The sequence below is a fragment of the Streptomyces sp. NPDC001796 genome, from assembly GCF_042892355.1.
GTDB lineage: Bacteria > Actinomycetota > Actinomycetes > Streptomycetales > Streptomycetaceae > Streptomyces.
In genome coordinates this window covers 404260-425325 of the sequence record NZ_JBIAUC010000003.1, presented here as the reverse complement: position 1 = coordinate 425325, position 21066 = coordinate 404260, and the positions used below count along the sequence as shown (strand labels likewise).

Below are 21066 nucleotides of genomic sequence, written 5' to 3'. Positions count from 1 at the left end.
TCAGCGGCCGAGCTCCTTGCGCGCCACTCGGCGCAGCCTGCGCCGCTGCGACGGATCCAGGGTGAAGTACGCGGCCGCCGGGACTCCCAGCACGATCAGGAGGGCGGCCCACCACGGCAGCCATATCCACAGGATGAGTCCGGCCAGCACTCCCCCGATGGCGATCTTCGCGTTCCTCGACATGTGTCGCCTCCTTCGCGGCCACTGCCGCTCCTTGTTCTGAGAACGGGTGCCTGCTGCGCTCGGTTCCGGGCCTCGACCCTGAGAGAACCCTGAGCCCCGCCCCTCAGCCATCCCCGAGAGACCCCCTCAGGGGACGGCCGTGACCTCGGTGGGCGTCGACGGTGCGGCGGCAGGCGCCGTGAAGAGTGACTCCAGGTCGCTGGGGAAGCCGCTGGCAAGCACGCCGGGCCACCCCGACGGCAGCCTCGTCGGCAGGCCCGAGGGAAGCTTCGAGGGCAGTACGGTGGGCAGCCCCGTGGGGATGCCCGGGGACGGGGCAGCCGTGCGGCTCGTGCGCACGCCGCTCTCCGTGGGCGATTTCCGCTGCGCCGCACCACCGCCGCTGCCGACCACCAGGATCACGGCGACGATTCCGAGGCCCACGATCGCGGCGAGTGCCAGGAATAGGCCGGCGCGGCGGCGGACGGGCGCACCGGGTGGTCCGGGCGGCGACTGGAACGGCGGGCCGAACCCGGTGTGGTCCGAGGGCGGCGTGTCTCCCGGCGGCATTGCCATACGGTCAACAGTCGCCTCGAGCCGGTCGTGGCGGTACCCCCGCACGGCTGTCGATACGGACTCATGCCGGGGACCGCATGATTCCGGGACATACCGCGCGAGGGTCTGTCACTCCGGGTGGGTCGGCTGCTCAGCCGCGCACGCCCAGCAAATGATCCATGGCCAGCTGATCCAGGCGTTCGAAGGCCATTCCGCGCGCGGCGGCCGCCTCCACGTCGAACTCCTCGAAAGCAGTGCGGTCGGCGAGCAGCGCCTCCAGTCCGTCCTCGGCGGTCGGCTGCGCCAGCTGGTCCAGACGCGAGGCGCGCAGGGCCTCCTGGACCTCCGGATCGGCCCGGAAGGCGGCCGAACGCTCCTTCAGGATGAGGTAGTTGCGCATGCAGCCCGCCGCCGACGCCCACACGCCGTCGAGGTCCTCGGTCCGCGGCGGCTTGAAGTCGAAGTGGCGCGGCCCGCTGTAACCGGCGCTCTCCAGGAGGTTGACCAGCCAGAACGCGGCCCGCAGGTCGCCCGCGCCGAAGCGCAGGTCCTGGTCGTACTTGATGCCGGACTGGCCGTTGAGGTCGATGTGGAAGAGCTTGCCCGCCCACAGGGCCTGGGCGATGCCGTGCGGGAAGTTGAGGCCGGCCATCTGCTCGTGGCCCACCTCGGGGTTGACGCCGTACAGCTCCGGACGCTCCAGGCGCTCGATGAAGGCCAGAGCGTGGCCGACGGTGGGCAGCAGGATGTCGCCGCGGGGCTCGTTCGGCTTGGGCTCGATGGCGAAGCGCAGGTCGTAGCCCTGTGAGGTGACGTACTCGCCCAGGAGGTCGAAGGACTCCTTCATGCGGTCGAGCGCGACCCGCACGTCCTTGGCCGCGCCGGACTCGGCACCCTCACGGCCGCCCCAGGCGACGTACGTCTTGGCGCCCAGCTCCACCGCCAGGTCGATGTTGCGGATGGTCTTGCGCAGGGCGTAGCGGCGGACGTCCCGGTCGTTCGCCGTGAAGGCGCCGTCCTTGAAGACGGGGTGCGTGAACAGGTTGGTGGTGGCCATCGGCACGGTCATCCCGGTCGTGTCGAGGGCCTGACGGAAGCGCTTGATGTGCGCCTCTCGCTCGCTGTCCGAGGACCCGAAGGGGATCAGGTCGTCGTCGTGGAAGGTCACACCGTAGGCCCCGAGCTCGGCGAGGCGCTGCACCGTCTCCACCGGGTCCAGGGCGCGCCGGGTGGCGTCGCCGAACGGGTCCCGTCCCTGCCAGCCGACGGTCCACAGGCCGAAGGTGAACCTGTCCTCGGGGGTGGGCTGGTAGCTCATGCCGCGGCTCCTTGCTCGTTGAGACTATTTCGTCATGGCGCTTAACAAATTAGTATGCGGAGGCATCTCTGGGAAGAGACGATGTGTCCTCCGTACGGTGACTCCGTACGGTGACGACGGGCGCACGTCGGGCCACTTCGGCCGACGGCACGCCCGTCCACAGGCCAGAACCCGCGAGCCGCGGAAGAGGGAGAGCCCGATGTCAGCAGCCGAGGGTCCGCTCGTCGTCGGAGTGGACTCGTCCACCCAGTCCACCAAGGCCCTGGTGGTCGACGCGTCGACCGGACGGGTGGTGGCGAGCGGTCAGGCACCGCACACCGTCACGTCGGGCGCCGGTCGCGAGAGCGACCCACGCCAGTGGTGGGAGGCACTGTGCGAAGCCCTGCACCAGTGCGGCGAGGCGGCGCGCGAAGCCGCCGCCGTGTCGATCGGCGGCCAGCAGCACGGCCTGGTCACCCTGGACGGCCGGGGTGAGCCGGTCCGCCCGGCCCTGCTGTGGAACGACGTGCGGTCGGCGCCGCAGGCCCGCCGCCTGGTGGAGGAGCTGGGCGGTCCCAAGATCTGGGCAGAGCGCACGGGAAGCGTGCCCGGCCCGTCCTTCACGGTCACGAAGTGGGCCTGGCTGGCCGAGAACGAGCCGGAGGCCGTCCGAGCGACCAAGGCCGTGCGGCTGCCCCACGACTACCTGACCGAGCGCCTCACCGGCCAGGGCACGACCGACCGCGGCGATGCCTCGGGCACCGGCTGGTGGGCGTCGGCGACCGAGTCGTACGACGAGGAGATCCTCGCGCACGTGGGCCTCGACCCCGCCCTGCTGCCGCGGGTGGTCCGGCCCGGGGAGGTGGCCGGCACGGTGCGCGACGCGCATGACCTGCCGTTCTCCAAGGGCACCCTGGTCGCGCCTGGCACCGGCGACAACGCGGCCGCCGCGCTGGGCCTGGGGCTGCGCCCCGGGACCCCGGTGCTGAGCCTCGGAACATCCGGAACGGTGTACACGGTCTCGAAACGACGGCCCGCCGACCCGACCGGGACCGTGGCGGGCTTCGCGGACGCGCACGGCGACTGGCTGCCGCTGGCGTGCACGCTGAACTGCACGCTCGCCGTCGACCGGATCGCCGCCCTGCTCGGCCTGGATCGCGAGGCCGTCGAGCCCGGTACCGGTGTGACGTTGCTCCCCTACCTGGACGGCGAACGCACCCCCGCCCTCCCGCACGCCTCGGGGCTGCTGCACGGCCTGCGGCACGACACGACGGCCGGGCAGCTGCTGCAGGCGGCCTACGACGGCGCGGTGCACTCGCTGCTCGGCGCCCTCGACCTGGTGCTCGACGCAGACGCGGACCGCGCCGCTCCACTGCTGCTCATCGGGGGCGGGGCGCGGGGCGGGGCCTGGCAGGAGACCGTACGGCGGCTCTCGGGACGTCCGGTCCAGGTTCCGGAGGCCGGAGAGCTGGTCGCGCTGGGGGCCGCCGCGCAGGCTGCCGGGTTGCTGACCGGTGAGGACCCGGCAGCCGTGGCTCGGCGCTGGGACACCGCGCGCGGGCCGGTCCTCGAGGCCGTGGAGCGGGACGAGGCGACGCTGGCCAGGATCGCCGGGGTACTCTCCGACGCGGCGCCGCTGCTGGAGCGGGAGCCGGACCGGCGCTGACGAGATCCGAGGGAGGCATGACCGCACCGCTGCACGAAGCCCATCCGTCCAGCCCCGGCCGACGGCTGCCGGACACCCAGCAGGGCATGCGCCGCCGGAATCTGGCGCGGGTCATGCACACCGTCAGCGCCGAGGGGCCGCTGTCGCGTGCCGCGGTCGCCTCACGGATCGGGCTGACCCGTGCCGCCGTCTCGACGCTGGTCGACGAGCTGATCCGGTCGGGGCTGCTGGAAGAGCTGGGGCCCGAGCGGCCCGGCCGGGTCGGGCGCCCGGGTTCCGCACTGGCCGTCAGCGGGCGCGGTCCCGCCGGGATCGGCGCCGAGATCGGTGTCGATCATCTGGCGGTGTGCGCGGTCGATCTGCGCGGCGACGTACGGGCTCGGGCGGTGCGGCACGGCACGAGCCGTGGCCGCCCGCCGCAGCCGGTGCTCGGCGAACTGACCGCGCTGATACGGCAGGTGGTCGAGGAGGCGGAGCGGGAAGGGCTGTGGCCGGCAGGTCTCGCCGTCGCCGTGCCCGGCCTCGTCGCGCGCGACGCCCGGACCGTGGTGCGCGCCCCCAACCTCGACTGGCACGACGTCGACCTGGGGCCCCTCCTGCCGGACGAGCTGCCGCTGACGGTGGACAACGAGGCCAACTTCGGCTCGCTCGCGGAACTGTGGCTCGGTGACGACACGCCTCGCGACTTCGTACACGTCTCGGCGGAGATCGGCATCGGCGGGGCCGTGGTCGTGGACGGGCGGCTGCTGCGCGGGACGCGTGGATTCGCGGGCGAACTGGGTCATGTGCCCGTGCGTCCCGAGGGTCCCGCGTGCGCCTGCGGCGGGCGTGGCTGTCTGGAGCAGTACGCCGGTGAGGAGGCCGTGCTGCGCGCGGCCGGGCTGACACCGGGCGAGGACCGCGTCGAGCTCCTGGCCGAGCGTGCGGCGAAGGGCGACCGGGAGGTACTCCGGGCGCTGCGCGGCGCCGGAACCGCGCTCGGCGTCGCGCTCACCGGAGCGGTCAACCTGCTCGACCCGGAGGTGGTCGTGCTGGGCGGAGCGCTGGCCGCTCTCGCGCCCTGGCTCCTGCCGTCCCTGGAGCGGGAACTGGCCCGGCGAACGGCCGGCCCGGCCTGCGCCGTGAGCGTCTCACGGCTGGGGTCCGAGGGGCCGCTGCTGGGGGCCGCGCACTCGGTGGTGCGGGCGGTGCTGGACGATCCTGCGGCGGTGGCGGCGCGGATGCCGACCGCTGACCCCGGGGCTTCCGGGAGCCCGGTCACGTAGGGCCACCTCCCTCGAACGGGTGACGGAGATATCCACAGTCTCCTGGTTGTCCACCGGCGACACCGCCCTCTTCCTGCCCAACCGCCCAGCGCCGTACCGTGATTCACGCGAGGCGCAGCCGCCGGTCAGTGGCTGCGCGGCAGCGGAATCGGGGGGTTCACATGGCGGGGGACACGGCTTTCGGCCTGAGGCGTGAGGCGATCGGCCTGCGCGAGGTCCTGTTCCAGAGCATCACAGCGATGGCGCCGGCGGCAGCGGTCGCGGCGTCCATTCCCTCCGGCGCGGCCTTCGCGGGCGGCAGCCTGCCGTTGTCGGTGCTCGTCGCCCTGGTGGCGTGCCTGTTCACCGCGTCGTGCGTGGCCGAGCTGGCGCGGCGGCTGCCTGCCGCCGGCTCGGTGGCGACCTATGCGGCGCAGGGGCTGCATCCGGCCGTCGGCTTCCTCGTCGGCTGGGCGTACGTGTTCGTGGAGGCGCTGGTGCCGCCGCTCCTGCTCCTGCAGCTCGGCTTCACAACGGCGGGCACGCTCCACCAGGAGTGGTCCGCGTACCCGGACGATCTGTGGTGGCCGTGGGCGCTCGCCGGTGCGGTGGTCATCGGGGTGACGGGTTACTTCGGCGTGCGCGCCTCGGCCCGGTTCGGCACCGTCCTCGGCGTTTTCGAAGTGCTGGTGTTCCTGGTCTTCGCCGTCTGGCTGGTCGTCAGAGCGGGTGGGCACAACACACTGTCGGTGTTCGGGACCTCCCACGCGGCGAAGGGGTACGAGGGCGTGAGCGGCGTGTTCGCCGGGTCGGTCTACACGGTGCTCGCCTTCGCCGGATTCGAAGCGGCTGCACCGCTGGCGGAGGAGACGAAGGATCCGCGACGGACGATGCACCGCGCGGTCCTCGGAGCGGCGCTCGCGATCGGACTCTTCTACGTGGTCACGACCTACGCGATGACCGTGTTCGTCGGTCCCGACCGCTTCACGGGATTCGGCGCGTCGGGGGCGGCGTCCTGGGAAGGCGTGGCACGGGCCTCCTTCGGGCTCTTCTGGGTGCTGGTCTTCCTGGCCGTCGTCAACTCGACGGTCGCCAACGCCAACGCGTGCGCCAACGTCTCGACGCGTACGGCTTTCGCGTTGGCGCGCATCCGGGTGTTCCCGCCGCTCTTCGCGCGCCTGCACCCGCGGTACCGCTCCCCCGCCGCCGGCGTCGCCGTGCAGAGCACGGTGGCCGTGGGGGTCGTGCTGGGGCTCGGCCTCGCCTACGACCCGGTCACGGCGTTCCTGCTGCTGGCCACCATCATCGTGACGGTCGTCATAGGTGTGTACATCGTGGTCAACCTGGCGTGCGCGGGCTACTTCCTGCGCCGCGGGCGGGATTCGTTCAGCCCGGTGCGGCACCTGCTGTTCCCGCTGCTGGGCGTCGCCGCCTTCGTGCCCGCCCTGCTGACCGCGGCGGGTCTGCCGGTGTTCCACTTCGTGTCCACGCTGACGGCACCGGTGTCGTACGCCGGCCCCGTCGTCGGGGTCTGGATGGCCGCGGGGGTCGTGGTGCTGCTCGTCCTGCTGCGGCGCCACCCCGCACGGATAGCCGAGACCGCCCGCGTCCATCTCGAAGACTCCCCCAAACCCGACCCTCTGCCGAACGGAGCCGTGCAGCCATGAGCGATGCCCGAATCCTTACCGTGCGGCCCGCGCCGGAGGAATACGCCTGGACCTTCGGCGGCGCACCGCCCGTCGCGCGGATCGCGCCGGGTACGGTCCTCGACCTGTACACGGAGGACTGTTTCGCCGGACGGGTCCGGTCCGAGAAGGACCTGGTGTCGGAGGTGTGCGAGTTCCCGTTCCTGAATCCGCAGACCGGTCCGTTCCATGTGGAGGGCGCCGAGCCGGGCGACACCCTCGCGGTCCACTTCGTGTCGATCGAACCGGCCCGGGACTGGGCGGCCTCGACGACGGTGCCCCTGTTCGGCGCGCTGACCTCGACGCACACCACCGCGACACTGCAGCCGCCGCTGCCGGAAACCGTGTGGATCTGGCAACTTGACCGGGAGCGGCGCACCGCTCTGTTCACCGCGCGCGACAGCGACATCCGCGTCGAGCTGCCGATGGACCCCATGCACGGCACGGTGGGCGTGGCACCGGCCAACCTGGAGGTGCGCTCCGCGCTGGTGCCGGACGCGCACGGCGGGAACATGGACACCCCGGAGATGCGGGCGGGCGCCACCTGTTATCTGGGGGTGAACGTCGCGGGCGGGCTGCTCAGCCTGGGCGACGGCCATGCCCGGCAGGGAGAGGGCGAGACCTGCGGAGTGGCCGTCGAGTGCGCGATGAACACCGTGGTGATCGTCGAGCTGCTCAAGGGCGTCGCGACACCCTGGCCGCGCATCGAGACCGACACGCACATCATCTCGACGGGCTCGGCACGCCCGCTGGAGGACGCGTTCCGGATATCCCAGCTCGACCTGGTGCAGTGGCTGGTGCGCGACTACGGGTTCAGCGAGCTGGACGCCTACCAGTTCGCCACCCAGACGGTCGAGTCTCCGCTGGCGAACGTCTGCGACACCAACTACACGTGCGTGGCCAAGCTCCGCAAGGAATGGCTGCCGGCACGCGAGACGCACCGAGGAATCCATGCCCGGATGCGCGAAACGGCGACCACGCTGGGGCGTTGAGCAAACCAGGAACAAAAGCGGCATTTCTTTGAAAGCCAGGCGCGGAAGGCACTTCGTCCATGAAACGAACCGAGCAGGAGCGGGCCAGACCCCTCACCAGCAGACGCCGGTTGCTGCAGGGCGCGGCCCTCGCAGCGGTTCCCTACACGCTGCTTCCCTCCGCACCGGCCCAGGCCCGGCCCCGGGTCGTCGACCATCCCTTCGCGGACTGGATGTCGGCGGACCCCCGTAACTACACGCCGTCCCACCGGCCCTTCACGTATCCGCTCGACCTCGTCGTCATCCACGTGACGCAGGCGACGTACACGAACACCCTGGGCATCTTCCAGAACCCGCGGAAGAACGTGTCCGCGCACTACGTCGTCCGGTCGGCGGACGGGCACATCGCGCAGTGCGTCCGCGAGCACGACATCGCCTGGCACGCGGGAAACTGGGACTACAACACACGGAGCATCGGTATCGAGCACGAAGGGTGGGTGGAGCGGCCCGGATATTTCACGGACGCCCTGTACGCGGAGTCGGCCGGACTCACGGCGGCGATCTGTGACCGACACGGCATCCCGAAGGACCGGGCGCACATCATCGGCCACTACGAGGTCCCGGGCACCGACCACACCGACCCCGGACCGAACTGGGACTGGACGCGCTACATGAGGCTGGTCAACCTCTCTTGACACCCGCCCGCGAACTGCCCGTCCTGTTCGGGTCGATGGCGGTCGAAACGGTTGTCGGCGGCCGACTCCGGAGTGACGATGTCACCCATCGCACCGCCGTTCCCGGGAGGCCGAGTTGACCGAGCCGTGGGTGGCCCTGGAGCCAGGGGCCGATCCCGTCGAACGGGTACGGGAGCTGCGTCGCGCGCACGAGACGTTCACGGCGGTGGGGACGGTGGCGCGGCGGGTCCGTCCTGTGGTGGCCGACTCGTGGCGGCGTTCGGCGCTGGCGGGCGTCGGACCGGACAGTACGGCGCCGGTGGAGCTGGCGGACGGCGACCTCGGCTCGTACCGGGCCGAGCATCCGCTCGCTCGGGTGATGCCGCTGGTGCGTGAACTGATGGGCCCGTTCGCGGCGGACGGCGAGCATCTGCTGGCGGTGTGCGACGCGCAGGGCAGGCTGCTGTGGGTCGAGGGGCATCCGGCGACACGACGGCGGGCGGACGGCATGAACTTCGTGCCGGGCGCCCGCTGGGCGGAGTCCGCGGTGGGGACGAACGCGCCCGGGACGGCCGTCGCGGTGGACCGGCCGGTGCAGGTGTTCGCCGCCGAGCACTTCATCCGGCAGGTCCAGCCGTGGACGTGCGCGGCGGCGCCGGTGCACGATCCGCGCACCGGGCGGGTGCTCGGCGCGCTGGACATCACCGGCGGGGACCGGCTCGCGCATCCGCACAGCCTGGGGTTCGTGCAGGCGGTGGCCCGGGCCGCCGAGTCCCAACTGGCGCTCCTGACACCGATCGAGGACGCGGCGGACACACTGCGGCTGACGGCACTGGGCCGTGACGAGGCGCGGCTCCTCGTCGGCGGCCGAAGGGTCCGGCTCAGCCGCCGGCACAGCGAAATCCTGGTGCTGCTGGCCCGGCACCCGGAGGGGCTGACCGGGGACGAACTGCTGTGCGCGCTGTACGAGGACGAATCGGTGACGCCGGTGACGCTGCGCGCCGAGCTGGCCCGGCTGCGCCGGATCCTCGGCCCCGGTCTGCTGGCGTCACGCCCGTACCGGCTCACGGTGGCGGTGGAGTCGGATGTCAGCGTCGTGGAGCGCCGACTGGCGTCGGGGGCGGTGGCGGAGGCGGCGGCCGCGTACCGGGGCCCGCTGCTGCCCGGTTCGCAGGCACCCACCGTGGCCCGGTTGCGGCGCAGGCTCGCCGACGGCCTGCGGACGGCGCTGATCGCCCGCCGCGACCCCGACCTGCTGGCCGAGTGGGTGCACGCGCCGTGGGGCGAGGACGACCTCGACGTCTGGCGGGCACTGGCGGCGGTACGGCCGACTGCGGCGGTAAGGGCCCGCCTCGAGGACCTGGAGACGGAGCTGGCGGCACCGGCGGGATGGGAGCTTCCCGGACCTCGCTGACGCCGGGAAGCGAAGATCGGCATTCGTCCGTGAGCCCCGGGACGCAACGTCCTCGCAACGTCCCCGTTCCTAGCCTCGGCGTCGAGAGCTGCCCAACGGCGGGCAGCGCCGTCCCAGGAGGCAGAGCCGCAATGACCCGTTACGCAGCGCCCGGCACCGAGGGTGCGATCGTCTCCTACCAGGCGCGTTACGACCACTTCATCGGCGGAGAGTACGTACCGCCGGCGCGTGGCCAGTACTTCGAGAATCCGACTCCGGTCAACGGGCAGCCGTTCACGGAGATCGCGCGGGGCACCGCCGAGGACGTGGAGCGCGCGCTGGACGCGGCGCACGCCGCCGCGCCCGCCTGGGGCCGTACGTCGGTGACCGAGCGCTCCGACATCCTCCGGAAGATCGCCGACCGGATGGAGGCCAACCTGGAGCAGTTGGCGGTGGCCGAGAGCTGGGAGAACGGCAAGCCCGTCCGGGAGACCCTGGCCGCGGACATTCCGCTCGCCATCGACCACTTCCGCTACTTCGCGGGTGCGATCCGCGCGCAGGAGGGTTCGCTGGGCGAGCTCGACGACGACACGGTGGCGTACCACTTCCACGAGCCGCTCGGCGTGGTGGCACAGATCATCCCGTGGAACTTCCCCATCCTGATGGCCACCTGGAAGCTCGCGCCGGCGCTCGCCGCGGGCAACGCGGTCGTGCTGAAGCCGGCCGAGCAGACCCCGGCGTCCATCCACTACTGGCTGAGCCTGGTCGCCGATCTGCTGCCGCCGGGTGTGGTGAACATCGTCAACGGCTTCGGTGTGGAGGCGGGCAAACCGCTGGCGTCGAGCCCGCGGGTGGCGAAGGTCGCGTTCACTGGCGAGACCACGACGGGGCGGCTGATCATGCAGTACGCCTCCGAGAACATCACCCCCGTGACGCTGGAACTCGGCGGGAAGTCCCCCAACATCTTCTTCGACGACGTGTGGTCGGCGAACGACGACTTCCGCGACAAGGCGCTGGAAGGCTTCACGATGTTCGCGCTCAACCAGGGCGAGGTGTGCACCTGCCCCTCACGGGCGCTGGTGCAGCGGGGCCACTACGCCGAGTTCATGGAGGCGGCGGTCGCCCGCACGGAGAAGATCAGGACCGGGCATCCGCTGGACACCGACACCATGATCGGCGCCCAGGCGTCGAACGACCAGCTGGAGAAGATCCTCTCCTACCTGGACATCGGCCGGCAGGAGGGCGCGAAGGTCCTCACGGGCGGAGAACGCGTGGAGCACGACGGCGAGTTGAAGGGCGGCTACTACGTCCAGCCGACGATCTTCGAGGGCGACAACCGGATGCGGATCTTCCAGGAGGAGATCTTCGGGCCGGTGGTGTCGGTGACGTCGTTCCACGACTTCGACGACGCCATCAAGATCGCCAATGACACTCTGTACGGGCTCGGGGCGGGCGTGTGGACGCGGGACATCAACACCGCGTACCGCGCGGGCCGCGCCATCCAGGCGGGCCGTGTCTGGACGAACTGCTACCACGCGTACCCGGCACACGCGGCGTTCGGCGGCTACAAGGGCTCGGGCATCGGCCGTGAGACCCACAAGATGATGCTCGAGCACTACCAGCAGACGAAGAACCTCCTGGTGTCGTACTCGCCGAAGAAGCTCGGCTTCTTCTAGACGCAGAAAAAAGGGCGCCTGACCGGGTAGATGCCCGTCAGGCGCCCTTCTCGGCGTGCATCCAAGCAGGCCTTCTCCGCGTGCATCCAAGCAGCGAGGAGCCGCGTCCGCGGCGCGGATGACGACCGATGGGAGCCTTCCAGGCCCGGCACGCCGTGGTGCACGAACAGCGGGAAGCCGTTGCCGAACCGGGCGTCGTGGAAGGCCCGCTGCAGCTCGCCGATCATTACCCCGCGTGGAAGCCGTGCCCGGGGTCGGGCGAGTTGCTGGACCGCGCGGTGGCGACAAGGCACCCGTAGACGGTGACCGATCACTGGATCCAGCCTCAAAGCTTGAACACAAATTACACACATCCTCTCTTCATACCGGCCCTGATGGTCTAGATTGACCGTGCTTCAGCTGTTCGTTCATGAGGCGACCTTTAACGATCTATAGGTCCGGCGCCATGGAAAGCCAGCAGTCCCGTCCCCGGCGCCGGGCGTGGGGGTGATCAATGCCGGGAGCCCGCGAGGGGGGCCTTGGGTGCGGGGAGCGCCCGAGGTGTCGACGGGTCCCGCGCAGCACGAGAGTCCGGCAGGACATGCGAGTCCGCTGCGGCCGGGGTGGGTTGTTCAAGTAGCTCTGACACAGCGGGATTTCATGCGCGGGGAGGCGGGGGCCTCCCGAGGGGAGAACAGCGCGGTACGGGGGGCGGGGGCCTCCCGAGGGGAGCAACAGTGTTGGGCGAACACGTCGAACCACTGGGGACCTGGGGGGTTCTGTGCGGCAAGGGGGACTTGTCAGCCCGTTTCCGTCGGCGCGCGGGCGTCTGGCGAACGGGGCAATCAGATGGCCCGCGATTGCCTGGGAGCAGCGGTACAGACGTGCCGTGATCACCAGCGATACCGTGGCCACCGCCTTCGTGGTGGCGGCGATCGGCGAATTCTTCGGGGCCCGGGACGCGGCCAACTGGCACGAGAAGTGGGGAATTCTCGCGTTCGGCACCGAGCTGTTGGTGCTGGGGGCGCTCGCGGTGAGCCGCTCGTGGGCTCCGGCCGTGCTCGGCCAGGGCGCCGAGGAATTCCGCCGGCTCGGACGCTCACTGTTCGCGGCGACCGTCGTACTGGCGCTCGGCGGAATAGCACTGACCTCGCGCAACATCAAACTCTGGATCTTCGTCGCGATCCCGGCGATCGCGCTCGTCACCATGACCGCGCGGTATCTGCTGCGCCTCTGGCTGCACAAGCAGCGCAAGGAAGGCCGGTGCCTGAGACCGGTGCTCGCTGCCGGGAGCCCGGCCACCGTGCGCGACCTGATCACCCGAACCCGCAAGTTCCCGCACATCGGCTGGCGGGTGGAGGCGGTGTGCACGACGGACGGTCGCGGGCTCGACGGTGACCAACTGGACGGAGTGCCGGTCGTCGGTCAACTGGCGGACGTCGCCAAGCACGTCCGCCACGACGGCTACCGCGTCGTCGCGGTCACACCGGACCCGCACTGGTCACCGGACCGGCTGCAGCGGCTGGCCTGGAACCTCGAAGGCAGCGATGCCGAGATGGTCGTGGCCCCCGTGCTGATGGAGGTGGCCGGCCCGCGGCTGCACGTCGACGCGGTGCTCGGGATACCGCTGCTGCGGGTCAGCATGCCGGCCTTCACCGGGGGCCGCCGGGCGATCAAAGCGGTCGTCGACCGGGTGGGCGCGGCGGTCCTGCTGGTGCTGTTCGCGCCGCTGATGGTGCTCGTCGGGCTGCTCGTGGCGGTGGACAGCCGGGGTGGGGTTTTCTACCGCCAGCGCAGGGTCGGCAAGGACGGCCGCGAGTTCACCATTCTCAAGTTCCGCACCATGGTCTCCGGGGCTCACGCGGCACGTGGGCAGCTGGCCGACCGCAACGAGGGCGCGGGCCTGCTGTTCAAGGTCCGCCGGGATCCGCGGGTGACCCGGGTGGGAGCAGTGCTGCGCCGGTACTCGCTCGACGAGCTCCCGCAGCTCTTCAACGTGCTCACCGGATCGATGTCGCTCGTCGGACCCCGGCCTCCGCTACCGGAGGAGTGCGCCGCGTACGACCCGGACATCCGGCGGCGGCTGCTGGTCAAGCCCGGGCTCACCGGCCTGTGGCAGATCAGCGGACGGAGCGATCTGCCGTGGGAGGAGGCGGTCCGCCTCGACCTGCGGTACGTGGAGGACTGGTCGCTCGCCCTGGACACAGTGATCTTGTGGAAGACGCTGCGTGCAGTGCTTCACGGGCAGGGGGCCTACTGATGCGCGGGGGTCGTCCGACCGGCGCGCGGACCGCAGGCCCAGGGGGCCTGCCTGGGGGGAGAGACGGGTCATGAGAGTCAGCGTTTTCGGGCTCGGCTACGTGGGCTGCGTGTCGGCCGCGTGCCTGGCGAGCCTGGGTCACGAGGTCATCGGGGTGGACGTCAACCAGGTGAAGGTCGACCTGGTCAACGACGGCAAGGCCCCGGTGGTCGAGGAGCGGATCGGCGAGCTCATCGCCGAGGTCGTGCGGACCGGAGCGTTGCGCGCCACCGGTGACGTCCGCGAGGCGATCACGGACAGCGAGGTGTCACTGGTCTGCGTGGGCACACCGTCGGAGCCCAACGGCAGCCTGTGCACCACGTACTTGGAACGGGTCACCGAGCAGATCGGCGCCGCGCTGGCCGAGCGGGGTGGGCGGCACACCGTCGTGTTCCGCAGCACCATGCTTCCGGGCACCTGCCTGAACCTGCTGGTACCGATCCTGGAGAAGTACGTCGGCGGCACGGCCGGGGTCGACATCGGGGTCGCGGTCAACCCGGAGTTCCTGCGCGAGGGCACGAGCGTGCGGGACTTCTTCGACCCGCCCAAGACAGTCATCGGCGAGCTCGACGCGGCAAGCGGCGATGCGGTGATGGCGCTGTACGACGGCCTGCCCGGCGAGGTGTTCCGGGTGCCGGTCCCGACGGCCGAGGCGATCAAGTACGCGGACAACGCGTTCCACGGCCTCAAGATCGGCTTCGCCAACGAGCTCGGCGCGGTGTGCCAGGCGCTCGGGGTGGACTCGCACCAGGTGATGGACGTGTTCCTGGCCGACCGCAAGCTGAACATCAGCCCCGCCTACCTGCGGCCCGGCTTCGCGTTCGGTGGCTCCTGCCTGCCCAAGGACCTGCGCAGCCTGGTCCACGCGGCGCAGCGGGCCGACGTCTCGGTGCCCATCCTCTCCCACGTGCTGCCCTCCAACTCCGATCATCTGCAGCGCGCGGTGGACCTGGTCGAGCGCAGCGGCAAGCGCCGGGTGGGCCTGTTCGGGCTGTCCTTCAAACCCGGCACCGACGACCTCCGCGAGAGCCCGCTCGTCGAACTGGCGGAGAGGCTCTTCGGCAAGGGTTACGACCTCAAGATCCACGACGCCAATGTGAGCCTCTCCCGGCTCCTCGGCGCGAACCGCGAGTACATCGAGATGCGGCTGCCGCACCTTGCGCAGCTGCTCGCGGACTCCGTCGACGAGGTGCTCGAGCACGCCGAGGTGTGCCTGGTCGGGACCAGGGATCCAGCCGTGCTGTCGGCGCTGCCCCATGGGGACGGCCCGGTGATCGTCGACCTCATCCGCCTTCCCGACGCCGAGGCGCGCCGGACCGAACCGGGGTACGTGGGCCTTGCTTGGTGATGCAATCAGTGGCGGCGGGGCGGGCCGGCGCGCGCTGATCCTGGTGGAGAACCTGTCGGTGCCGTTCGACCGGCGGGTGTGGCAGGAGTGCACGACGCTGCGCGACGCGGGCTGGGAGGTGCACGTCATCTGTCCCCGGGGGGAGAAACGGGACACGGAGCCGGAGGCGGTGATCGACGGGGTGCGGATCCACCGCTACCCGTTGCGCGCGGCCGCCGGAGGGCCGGCCGGCTATGTGCGGGAGTACGGATCGGCGCTGTGGCACACGGCCCGGCTCGCCCGCAAGGTCGGCCCGGTGGACGTGGTCCACGCCTGCAACCCGCCCGACCTGCTGTTCCTGCCGGCGCTGTGGCTGAAGCGGCGCGGCGCGCGGTTCGTCTTCGACCAGCACGACCTGGTACCCGAGCTGTACCTCTCCCGGTTCGACCGCGGCAAGGACCTGCTCTACCGCGCCGTGTGCGCGCTGGAACGGCGGACCTACCGGGCCGCGGACATCGTGCTCGCCACCAACGAGAGCTACCGGGACGTGGCGATGCGCCGTGGCGGCCGGCGGTCGGAGGACGTCTTCGTGGTGCGCAGCGCCCCCCAGATCGAGCGGTTCCAACCAGTGCCGCCCGAGCCGCAGTTGAAGCGCGGCAAGCCTCATCTGCTGTGCTACCTGGGCGTCATGGGCCCGCAGGACGGCGTCGACTACGCTCTGCGCGCCCTCGCGAAGCTGCGCGACGAGTTCGGGCGGACCGACTGGCACGCGGTGTTCGTCGGCTCCGGCGACGCCTTCGACGCGATGGTGGAGCTGTCCCGGGTGCTCGGGCTCACGGAGCAGGTGCAGTTCACCGGGCGCATTCCGGACGCCGACCTGGTGCGCTACCTGTCCACCGCGGACGTGTGCCTCTCTCCCGACCCGCGCAATCCGCTCAACGACGTGTCGACCATGAACAAGGTCCTGGAGTACATGGCGATGGGCCGGCCGATCGTCTCCTTCGACCTGAAGGAGGCGCGCGTCTCCGCCGGTGACGCCGCCGTCTACGCCCCCGCCAACGACGAGGTCCGATTCGCCGAGCTCATCACGGTGTTGCTGGACGATCCGGAGAAGCGCGCCCGGATGGGAAAGATCGGCCAGGAGCGGATCAGCGGTCCGCTGTCGTGGGAGAACTCGCAAGCGTCGCTTCTCGCCGCCTACGCCGCCGCGAGCCGCGATCGAACTCCGGAGTCGGCGGGCGACCCGGCCCGCACAAGGAAGAGGCAGCGGCGTTGAACGAAGACACGATCCGCCTAGCCACGATCGGGCGGATACTCCGCCGGCGTTGGCGACTTCTCGTCGTCCTCGCCGCGGTGGGCGCACTCGTCGGCTACGGCACCTCGGTGGTGGTGTTCCCACCGCGATACACCGCGTCGGCACCGGTACTGCTGCCGGGGCAGTGGGAGGAGCGCGAGCTGCTGACCCAGGTGGACATCGCCACCAGTTCGGCGGTGCTCGACCGCACGGCCGCCGCCCTGCACTGGTCCGGCGTCGACGGCACCACGCTGCAGGACCGGGTGACCGCCAAGGCCGCCGACGGGAACATCATCAAGATCTCGGGTACGGCCGACACCCCGACGAGCGCACAGCGTCTCTCCGACCAGGTGGCCAAGCAGTTCGTCGCCTTCGCCGCCGGGGTCGCCGGCGGCAGCACCGATTCCGCGGCGGGCTCGGGGACCGAGGCCCTGCGGAAGCAGGTCGCGGAGACCAACCGCCGCATCACCGAACTGGCCAAAGCGGCCGATCCGGGACAGACCGTGGAGAGCGTGCAGGCCCGCACCGAGCTCGAGCAGCTGCGCACCTCGCTGGAGGAGGCCATGCAGAAGCTCGACCAGGCCAACCCGGCGAACAACAAGGCAGGCATGGTCGTCATGGGTCCGGCTCCCAGGCCGACCGGTGAGGCGCCGCCCACGAGGCTGCAGCTCATCGTCGGCGGGGCGCTGCTGTTCTTCCTGCTCGCGCTCATCGGCCATCTCGTCGCGACACGGATGAACCGCCGACTGCGCACCGAACCGGAGATCGCGGCGGCGCTGGGCTCGACCCTCCTCGGCACCGTCGACGTGCCCACGGAACAGCCGGTGCACCGGCCGGAAGGCGGGGGCCCACGAGCCCGGATCCACCGCCTCCTCGGTATGGACACGCGGTGGGACATGCCCGCCCCGCAGAAGTCCGGCGACCAGGCGGGCAGTCGGCTCCGCTACCGGCGGGTGTGCGCTCGCCTGAAGGAGCGACTGCCGGGAGCCCAGCGGCTGCTGGTCGTCGTACCGGACGGCGACGAGACCGCCCGCCGGGCCGCGGGGCAGCTCGTCGCCGAGGCCAAGAACGGTCTGCAGCTGCGAGTGGTGGAGGTCTCGGTGGACCGGCCGACAGTGCCGGACCGCGACACCGAGTCCGGCGCCCTGGTCGTCCTCAGCGCGGGCAGCTGGACCGCGGAGGAACTCGCCGGCATCGCCGAGGCGTGTGCGGACGGCAGGCACGAGGTCGTCGGCATCGTCGTCGCCGGCATGGTCCTGGCCCGCCCCACGCGGTCCGCCGGCCGGCTTCCGGACGACGCCACCCTGACGCTCGCGGTGCCCGGCCACGGAACGGGAGGTTCAGCGTGACGACGAGCACGACTTCGGAGTCGACGGCCGCCGCCCCGCTCGTCGACCTGCAGGCACTGGTGGTGTCGGTGCGCAGGCGCCGGCGCCTGTGGAGCGCCATGGCGCTGGTCGGCCTGCTGCTCGGGGCGGCGGTGGCGATCCTGATGCCGCCGCCCCCGAGCGCGACGACCAAGGTGCTGGTCGCGCACAAGGAGGACCAGCCGAACGACCCCGGAACGCTGATCCGTACCGACGTCGCGCTGCTGCAGACCACGCGGATCGCCGACGCGGCTCTCAAGGCCCTCAAGTCCCCGGAAAAACCGGAGACCTTCATGCGGGACTACAGCGGCGTCGGTCTGACCAACAACCTGCTGCAGATCAATGTGACCGGTGCCAGCGACGCGGAGGCGGAGGCCCGCGCCAAGGCGCTGGCCGACGCGTTCGTCGCTGACCACGTGCGGCGGATACAGGAAACCTCGAACGCCGAGGCCAAAGCCCTGCGTGACCAGCAGAACCGGCTGCGGGACGAACTCGCCCAGGTCAACAAGGCGATCGGAAACGGATCGGCGGCGAGCGGGTCCAAGACGTCGGCGGATCTGGAGTCGCTCTTCGCCCGCCGGGCCGACCTCACATCGAAGATCACCGATTTCGGCGAGCGCGCCGCGGAGGCGAGCGTCGGCACGCCCCAGCTCATCGCCGGCACACAGGTCGTGGACGCCCCGCACGCGGTGCGGCACTCCCTGCCGAAGGCCGCCGCCACCGACGCCGCGATCGGACTCCTCCTCGGACTCGTCCTCGGGCTGGCGGTGGCCGCGGTCGGCGCGGTGGTGGCGGACCGCCCCGTGCTGCGCCGGGACATCGCGGTGAACCTCGGCACCTCGGTCATCGCGGAGCTCCCCGCCCGGTCGCCCAGGCTGTGGCGCCGTCGACGGATCCGGGCGGCACACGAACGCCTCACCGGGTTCCTGGCGCGCACCGTTCGCGGCTCCGCGGAACCGCTGTCGCTGCTGGAACTGGGGTGTGCGCGCAGCACGAGCGTGATCGCCCTGGACCTCGGCCGGGCACTGGCGGCGGAGGGGCCGGTGGTCGTCATCGACGGTCTGCCGGGCTCACAGCTCGCCGGCCACCGCCCGAAGCCGGGAGACCCGACCGTGGTCAGCGGCGAACGTGCCGCAGCCGTGTCGCATCAGGAGCGCACGCTCGGCGTCGGCTCGGTGGCGCCCGGCACGGCGTGGACCGACCTCCGGTACCTCGGCACTCAGACCGTGCTCGTCGTACGTGCCGGGCACGGCAGCGCCGCATGGCTGCACACCGTGGCCCGGCAGCTCGCCGACCAGCGCATCGCGGTGATCGGGGTGGTGCTGATCGACCCCGATCCGCGCGACCGGACCGACGGCACGCTGTGGGACGGGCTGCACACCGCTCTGCGCGGTCAGAACGACCGGCCGGCCCGGCAGAACGGTGGGGGTACCTCCCACGCCGTTCATGCAGTGGGTGAGGGCCGGCATCGGACGGAGCGGCAGCCGATGTGGGCGGCACCGGTCCCGGACAGCGAGCAGGAGGTGCGGTAGTACATGTGTGGCATCGCAGGCACGTACCGGTGGCCGGACGGGAAGGCCGTCACCGACCGGCTCACCGAAACCCTCGCCCATCGCGGTCCGGACGGGGCGGGCCGGTACGGCCATCCCGCCGGTGACGGGGAAGTGCATCTCGGGCACCGCCGGCTGGCCATCATCGACCTGTCCGAGACCGGCGCCCAGCCGATGGTCTCGGACGGCCTCGTCCTGACGTACAACGGCGAGCTGTACAACGCGCCCGAGCTGCGTGCCGAGCTGGCCGCCGCCGGCGTGCGCTTCCGCGGTACCTCCGACACCGAGGTGCTCCTCGAGGCCTGGCGGCGCTGGGGCACGGACTGCCTCCCCCGGCTGCGCGGCATGTTCGCGTTCGGCATCTTCGACGAGCGAACCGGCGAGCTGGTGCTCGCCCGTGACCAGCTCGGCATCAAGCCGCTGTTCCTGCTCCGGCGCGGCGAGGGCCTGGTGTTCGCCTCCGAGCTCAAGGCGCTCGCCGCCGCGACCGGTGGATCGCTGGAGGTGGACCACGCGGCGCTGGTGGCCTCGCTGCTGTACTACTGGGTGCCGGACTCACGGTGCGCGTTCCGCGAAGCGGAGAAGCTGCCGCCGGGGAGCTGGCTGAGGTGCCGGCCCGACGGCCGAATGGAGCGCGGTCGGTTCTGGAACCTGAAGGACGTCGCCGCCGAGGGCCGGGAGCGGGCCCGGGCCGGCGAGCAGCCGGACCTGGCCGCCGTCGTCGAGGAGTCGACCCGGCGCCATCTGCTCTCCGACGTACCCGTCGCGACCTTCCTCTCCGGCGGACTCGACTCCAGCTATCTGACCGCGCTGGCGGCTCGCCACCAACCCGGGATCTCCGCCTACACGATCGGGTTCCGTGCCGAGGACGCCAAGTTCGAGGCGATGCCGGACGACCTGCGCTATGCCCGGCAGGTGGCCGAGCGGTTCGGCGTCGACCTGCACGAGATCGAGATCGCTCCGAACGTGCTCGATCTGCTGCCGCAGATGACGTACTCCTTGGACGAGCCGATCGGTGACCCCGCCGCGATCAACACGTTCCTGATCTGCACGGCGGCCCGGGAGGCCGGGGTCAAGGTGATGCTCTCCGGGATGGGGGCCGACGAGCTGTTCGCCGGGTACCGCAAGCACCTGGCCAACCTGCTCGCCCTGCGCTACCAGCGCGTCCCGCGGCCCCTGCGGCGTGGTGTGTCCGCGGCCGTGGACCGGCTGCCGGTCGCCACGTCCCGCCGGGGATACCGGTCGGTGCGCTTCGCCAAGCGGTTCCTCTCCTTCGCCGATCTGCCGGAGGAGACCGCGTTCCGGCGCAGCTACACCATGTACGACCAGGACGAGTTGCTCGCCCTGATCGATCCGGACCTGGCCGGGACGGTCGACGACGTGCTGACCGAACACGCGGACGTCTATGAGGACAACGACCTCGACGACTTCGTCAACCGCATGTGCCTGGGCGACGCCCGGATGTTCCTGCCCGGCCTGAACCTCACGTACACGGACCGCTCCAGCATGGCCGCGTCGACCGAGGTGCGGGTTCCGTACGTGGATGTCGAGGTGGTCAAGGCGGCGTTCGCCGTGCCCGGCGATCGCAAGATCGTCGGACGGCAGGGCAAGGCGGTCCTCAAGGAGGCGGCCACCTCGATCCTGCCCCGGGAGATCGTGTACCGGCCCAAGGGCCTGTTCAGCGCCCCGCTGCGGGCCTGGATGAGCCGGGATCTGGCGCCGCTGGTGCGCGAGGTGGTCAACGACGGCGAGCTCGTACGTTCCGGATTTCTGCGCCGCGACGCGCTGGCGCGAATGGTCGCCGAGGACGCCGCCGGGCAGCAGGACTTCTCCAAGCATCTGTGGCATGTGCTGACCCTCGAGTACTGGTATCGCGACGCGACCTCTGGGTCCGGCCAGAGCACTCGGCAAACGGCTTAGGAATCAG

The 21066-nt window shown here is 71.2% G+C and carries 17 protein-coding genes; 14 read left to right on the top strand and 3 right to left on the bottom strand.

From position 1 onward, the window contains the following. From ACFYZE_RS08645 to xylA, 3 genes are all read right to left on the bottom strand, one after another. The gene (locus tag ACFYZE_RS08645; protein ID WP_388990224.1) at positions 1–183 is read right to left on the bottom strand and encodes a hypothetical protein; all 183 of its coding nucleotides are present in this window, start codon (positions 181–183) and stop codon (positions 1–3) included. A gap of 126 nt (positions 184–309) precedes the next feature. Continuing rightward, the gene (locus ACFYZE_RS08640) at positions 310–732 is read right to left on the bottom strand and encodes a hypothetical protein (protein ID WP_388990223.1); all 423 of its coding nucleotides are present in this window, start codon (positions 730–732) and stop codon (positions 310–312) included. A 136-nt stretch (positions 733–868) separates the two neighbouring features. Further along, a complete protein-coding gene (xylA, locus tag ACFYZE_RS08635) occupies positions 869–2035 on the bottom strand; it encodes a xylose isomerase (RefSeq protein WP_388990221.1) in 1167 nt (388 codons plus the stop codon). Between the two features lie 199 nt (positions 2036–2234). Here xylA and xylB point away from each other — a divergent pair, with 199 nt between their 5' ends. The 14 genes from xylB (at position 2235) to asnB (ending at position 21059) form a co-directional block, all read left to right on the top strand. Then, positions 2235–3680: a xylulokinase gene (xylB, locus tag ACFYZE_RS08630; protein WP_388990219.1), complete on the top strand. Its 1446-nt coding sequence runs from the start codon at positions 2235–2237 to the stop codon at positions 3678–3680. A gap of 17 nt (positions 3681–3697) precedes the next feature. Further along, positions 3698–4945: an ROK family protein gene (locus ACFYZE_RS08625; RefSeq protein ID WP_388990217.1), complete on the top strand. Its 1248-nt coding sequence runs from the start codon at positions 3698–3700 to the stop codon at positions 4943–4945. A 161-nt stretch (positions 4946–5106) separates the two neighbouring features. Then, positions 5107–6591 (top strand): APC family permease, encoded by a 1485-nt coding sequence (locus ACFYZE_RS08620; RefSeq protein WP_388990215.1) that lies wholly within the window; start codon positions 5107–5109, stop codon positions 6589–6591. Next, positions 6588–7601: an acetamidase/formamidase family protein gene (locus tag ACFYZE_RS08615; RefSeq protein WP_388990213.1), complete on the top strand. Its 1014-nt coding sequence runs from the start codon at positions 6588–6590 to the stop codon at positions 7599–7601. Before ACFYZE_RS08620 ends, ACFYZE_RS08615 begins: the two co-directional genes overlap by 4 nt. Positions 7602–7660: 59 nt before the next feature. Then, complete coding sequence (locus ACFYZE_RS08610) at positions 7661–8275, top strand: N-acetylmuramoyl-L-alanine amidase (RefSeq protein ID WP_388990212.1); 615 nt, start codon at positions 7661–7663, stop codon at positions 8273–8275. 115 nt (positions 8276–8390) lie between these two features. Further along, entirely contained in the window at positions 8391–9668 is a 1278-nt protein-coding gene (locus ACFYZE_RS08605; RefSeq protein WP_388990210.1) for a GAF domain-containing protein, read from the top strand. 131 nt (positions 9669–9799) lie between these two features. After that, positions 9800–11323 carry an aldehyde dehydrogenase family protein gene (locus tag ACFYZE_RS08600; protein ID WP_388990208.1) on the top strand — a complete coding sequence of 508 codons (1524 nt, stop codon included), beginning with the start codon at positions 9800–9802 and terminating at the stop codon, positions 11321–11323. Positions 11324–11451: 128 nt separating this feature from the next. Further along, positions 11452–11622 (top strand): hypothetical protein, encoded by a 171-nt coding sequence (locus ACFYZE_RS08595; RefSeq protein WP_388990207.1) that lies wholly within the window; start codon positions 11452–11454, stop codon positions 11620–11622. A 461-nt stretch (positions 11623–12083) separates the two neighbouring features. Beyond that, positions 12084–13562 (top strand): sugar transferase, encoded by a 1479-nt coding sequence (locus tag ACFYZE_RS08590; protein WP_388990206.1) that lies wholly within the window; start codon positions 12084–12086, stop codon positions 13560–13562. Between the two features lie 70 nt (positions 13563–13632). After that, the gene (locus tag ACFYZE_RS08585) at positions 13633–14949 is read left to right on the top strand and encodes a nucleotide sugar dehydrogenase (RefSeq protein WP_388990205.1); all 1317 of its coding nucleotides are present in this window, start codon (positions 13633–13635) and stop codon (positions 14947–14949) included. Continuing rightward, positions 14939–16204 (top strand): glycosyltransferase family 4 protein, encoded by a 1266-nt coding sequence (locus ACFYZE_RS08580; protein ID WP_388990204.1) that lies wholly within the window; start codon positions 14939–14941, stop codon positions 16202–16204. The genes ACFYZE_RS08585 and ACFYZE_RS08580 overlap by 11 nt, the downstream gene beginning before the upstream one ends. Further along, positions 16201–17571 (top strand): Wzz/FepE/Etk N-terminal domain-containing protein, encoded by a 1371-nt coding sequence (locus ACFYZE_RS08575; RefSeq protein ID WP_388990203.1) that lies wholly within the window; start codon positions 16201–16203, stop codon positions 17569–17571. The genes ACFYZE_RS08580 and ACFYZE_RS08575 overlap by 4 nt, the downstream gene beginning before the upstream one ends. After that, positions 17568–19121 (top strand): Wzz/FepE/Etk N-terminal domain-containing protein, encoded by a 1554-nt coding sequence (locus ACFYZE_RS08570; RefSeq protein ID WP_388990202.1) that lies wholly within the window; start codon positions 17568–17570, stop codon positions 19119–19121. Before ACFYZE_RS08575 ends, ACFYZE_RS08570 begins: the two co-directional genes overlap by 4 nt. A 3-nt stretch (positions 19122–19124) precedes the next feature. Further along, on the top strand, positions 19125–21059 hold the full coding sequence (asnB, locus tag ACFYZE_RS08565; RefSeq protein WP_388990200.1) for an asparagine synthase (glutamine-hydrolyzing): 1935 nt from the start codon (positions 19125–19127) through the stop codon (positions 21057–21059). The last annotated feature ends 7 nt before the right edge of the window (positions 21060–21066 follow it).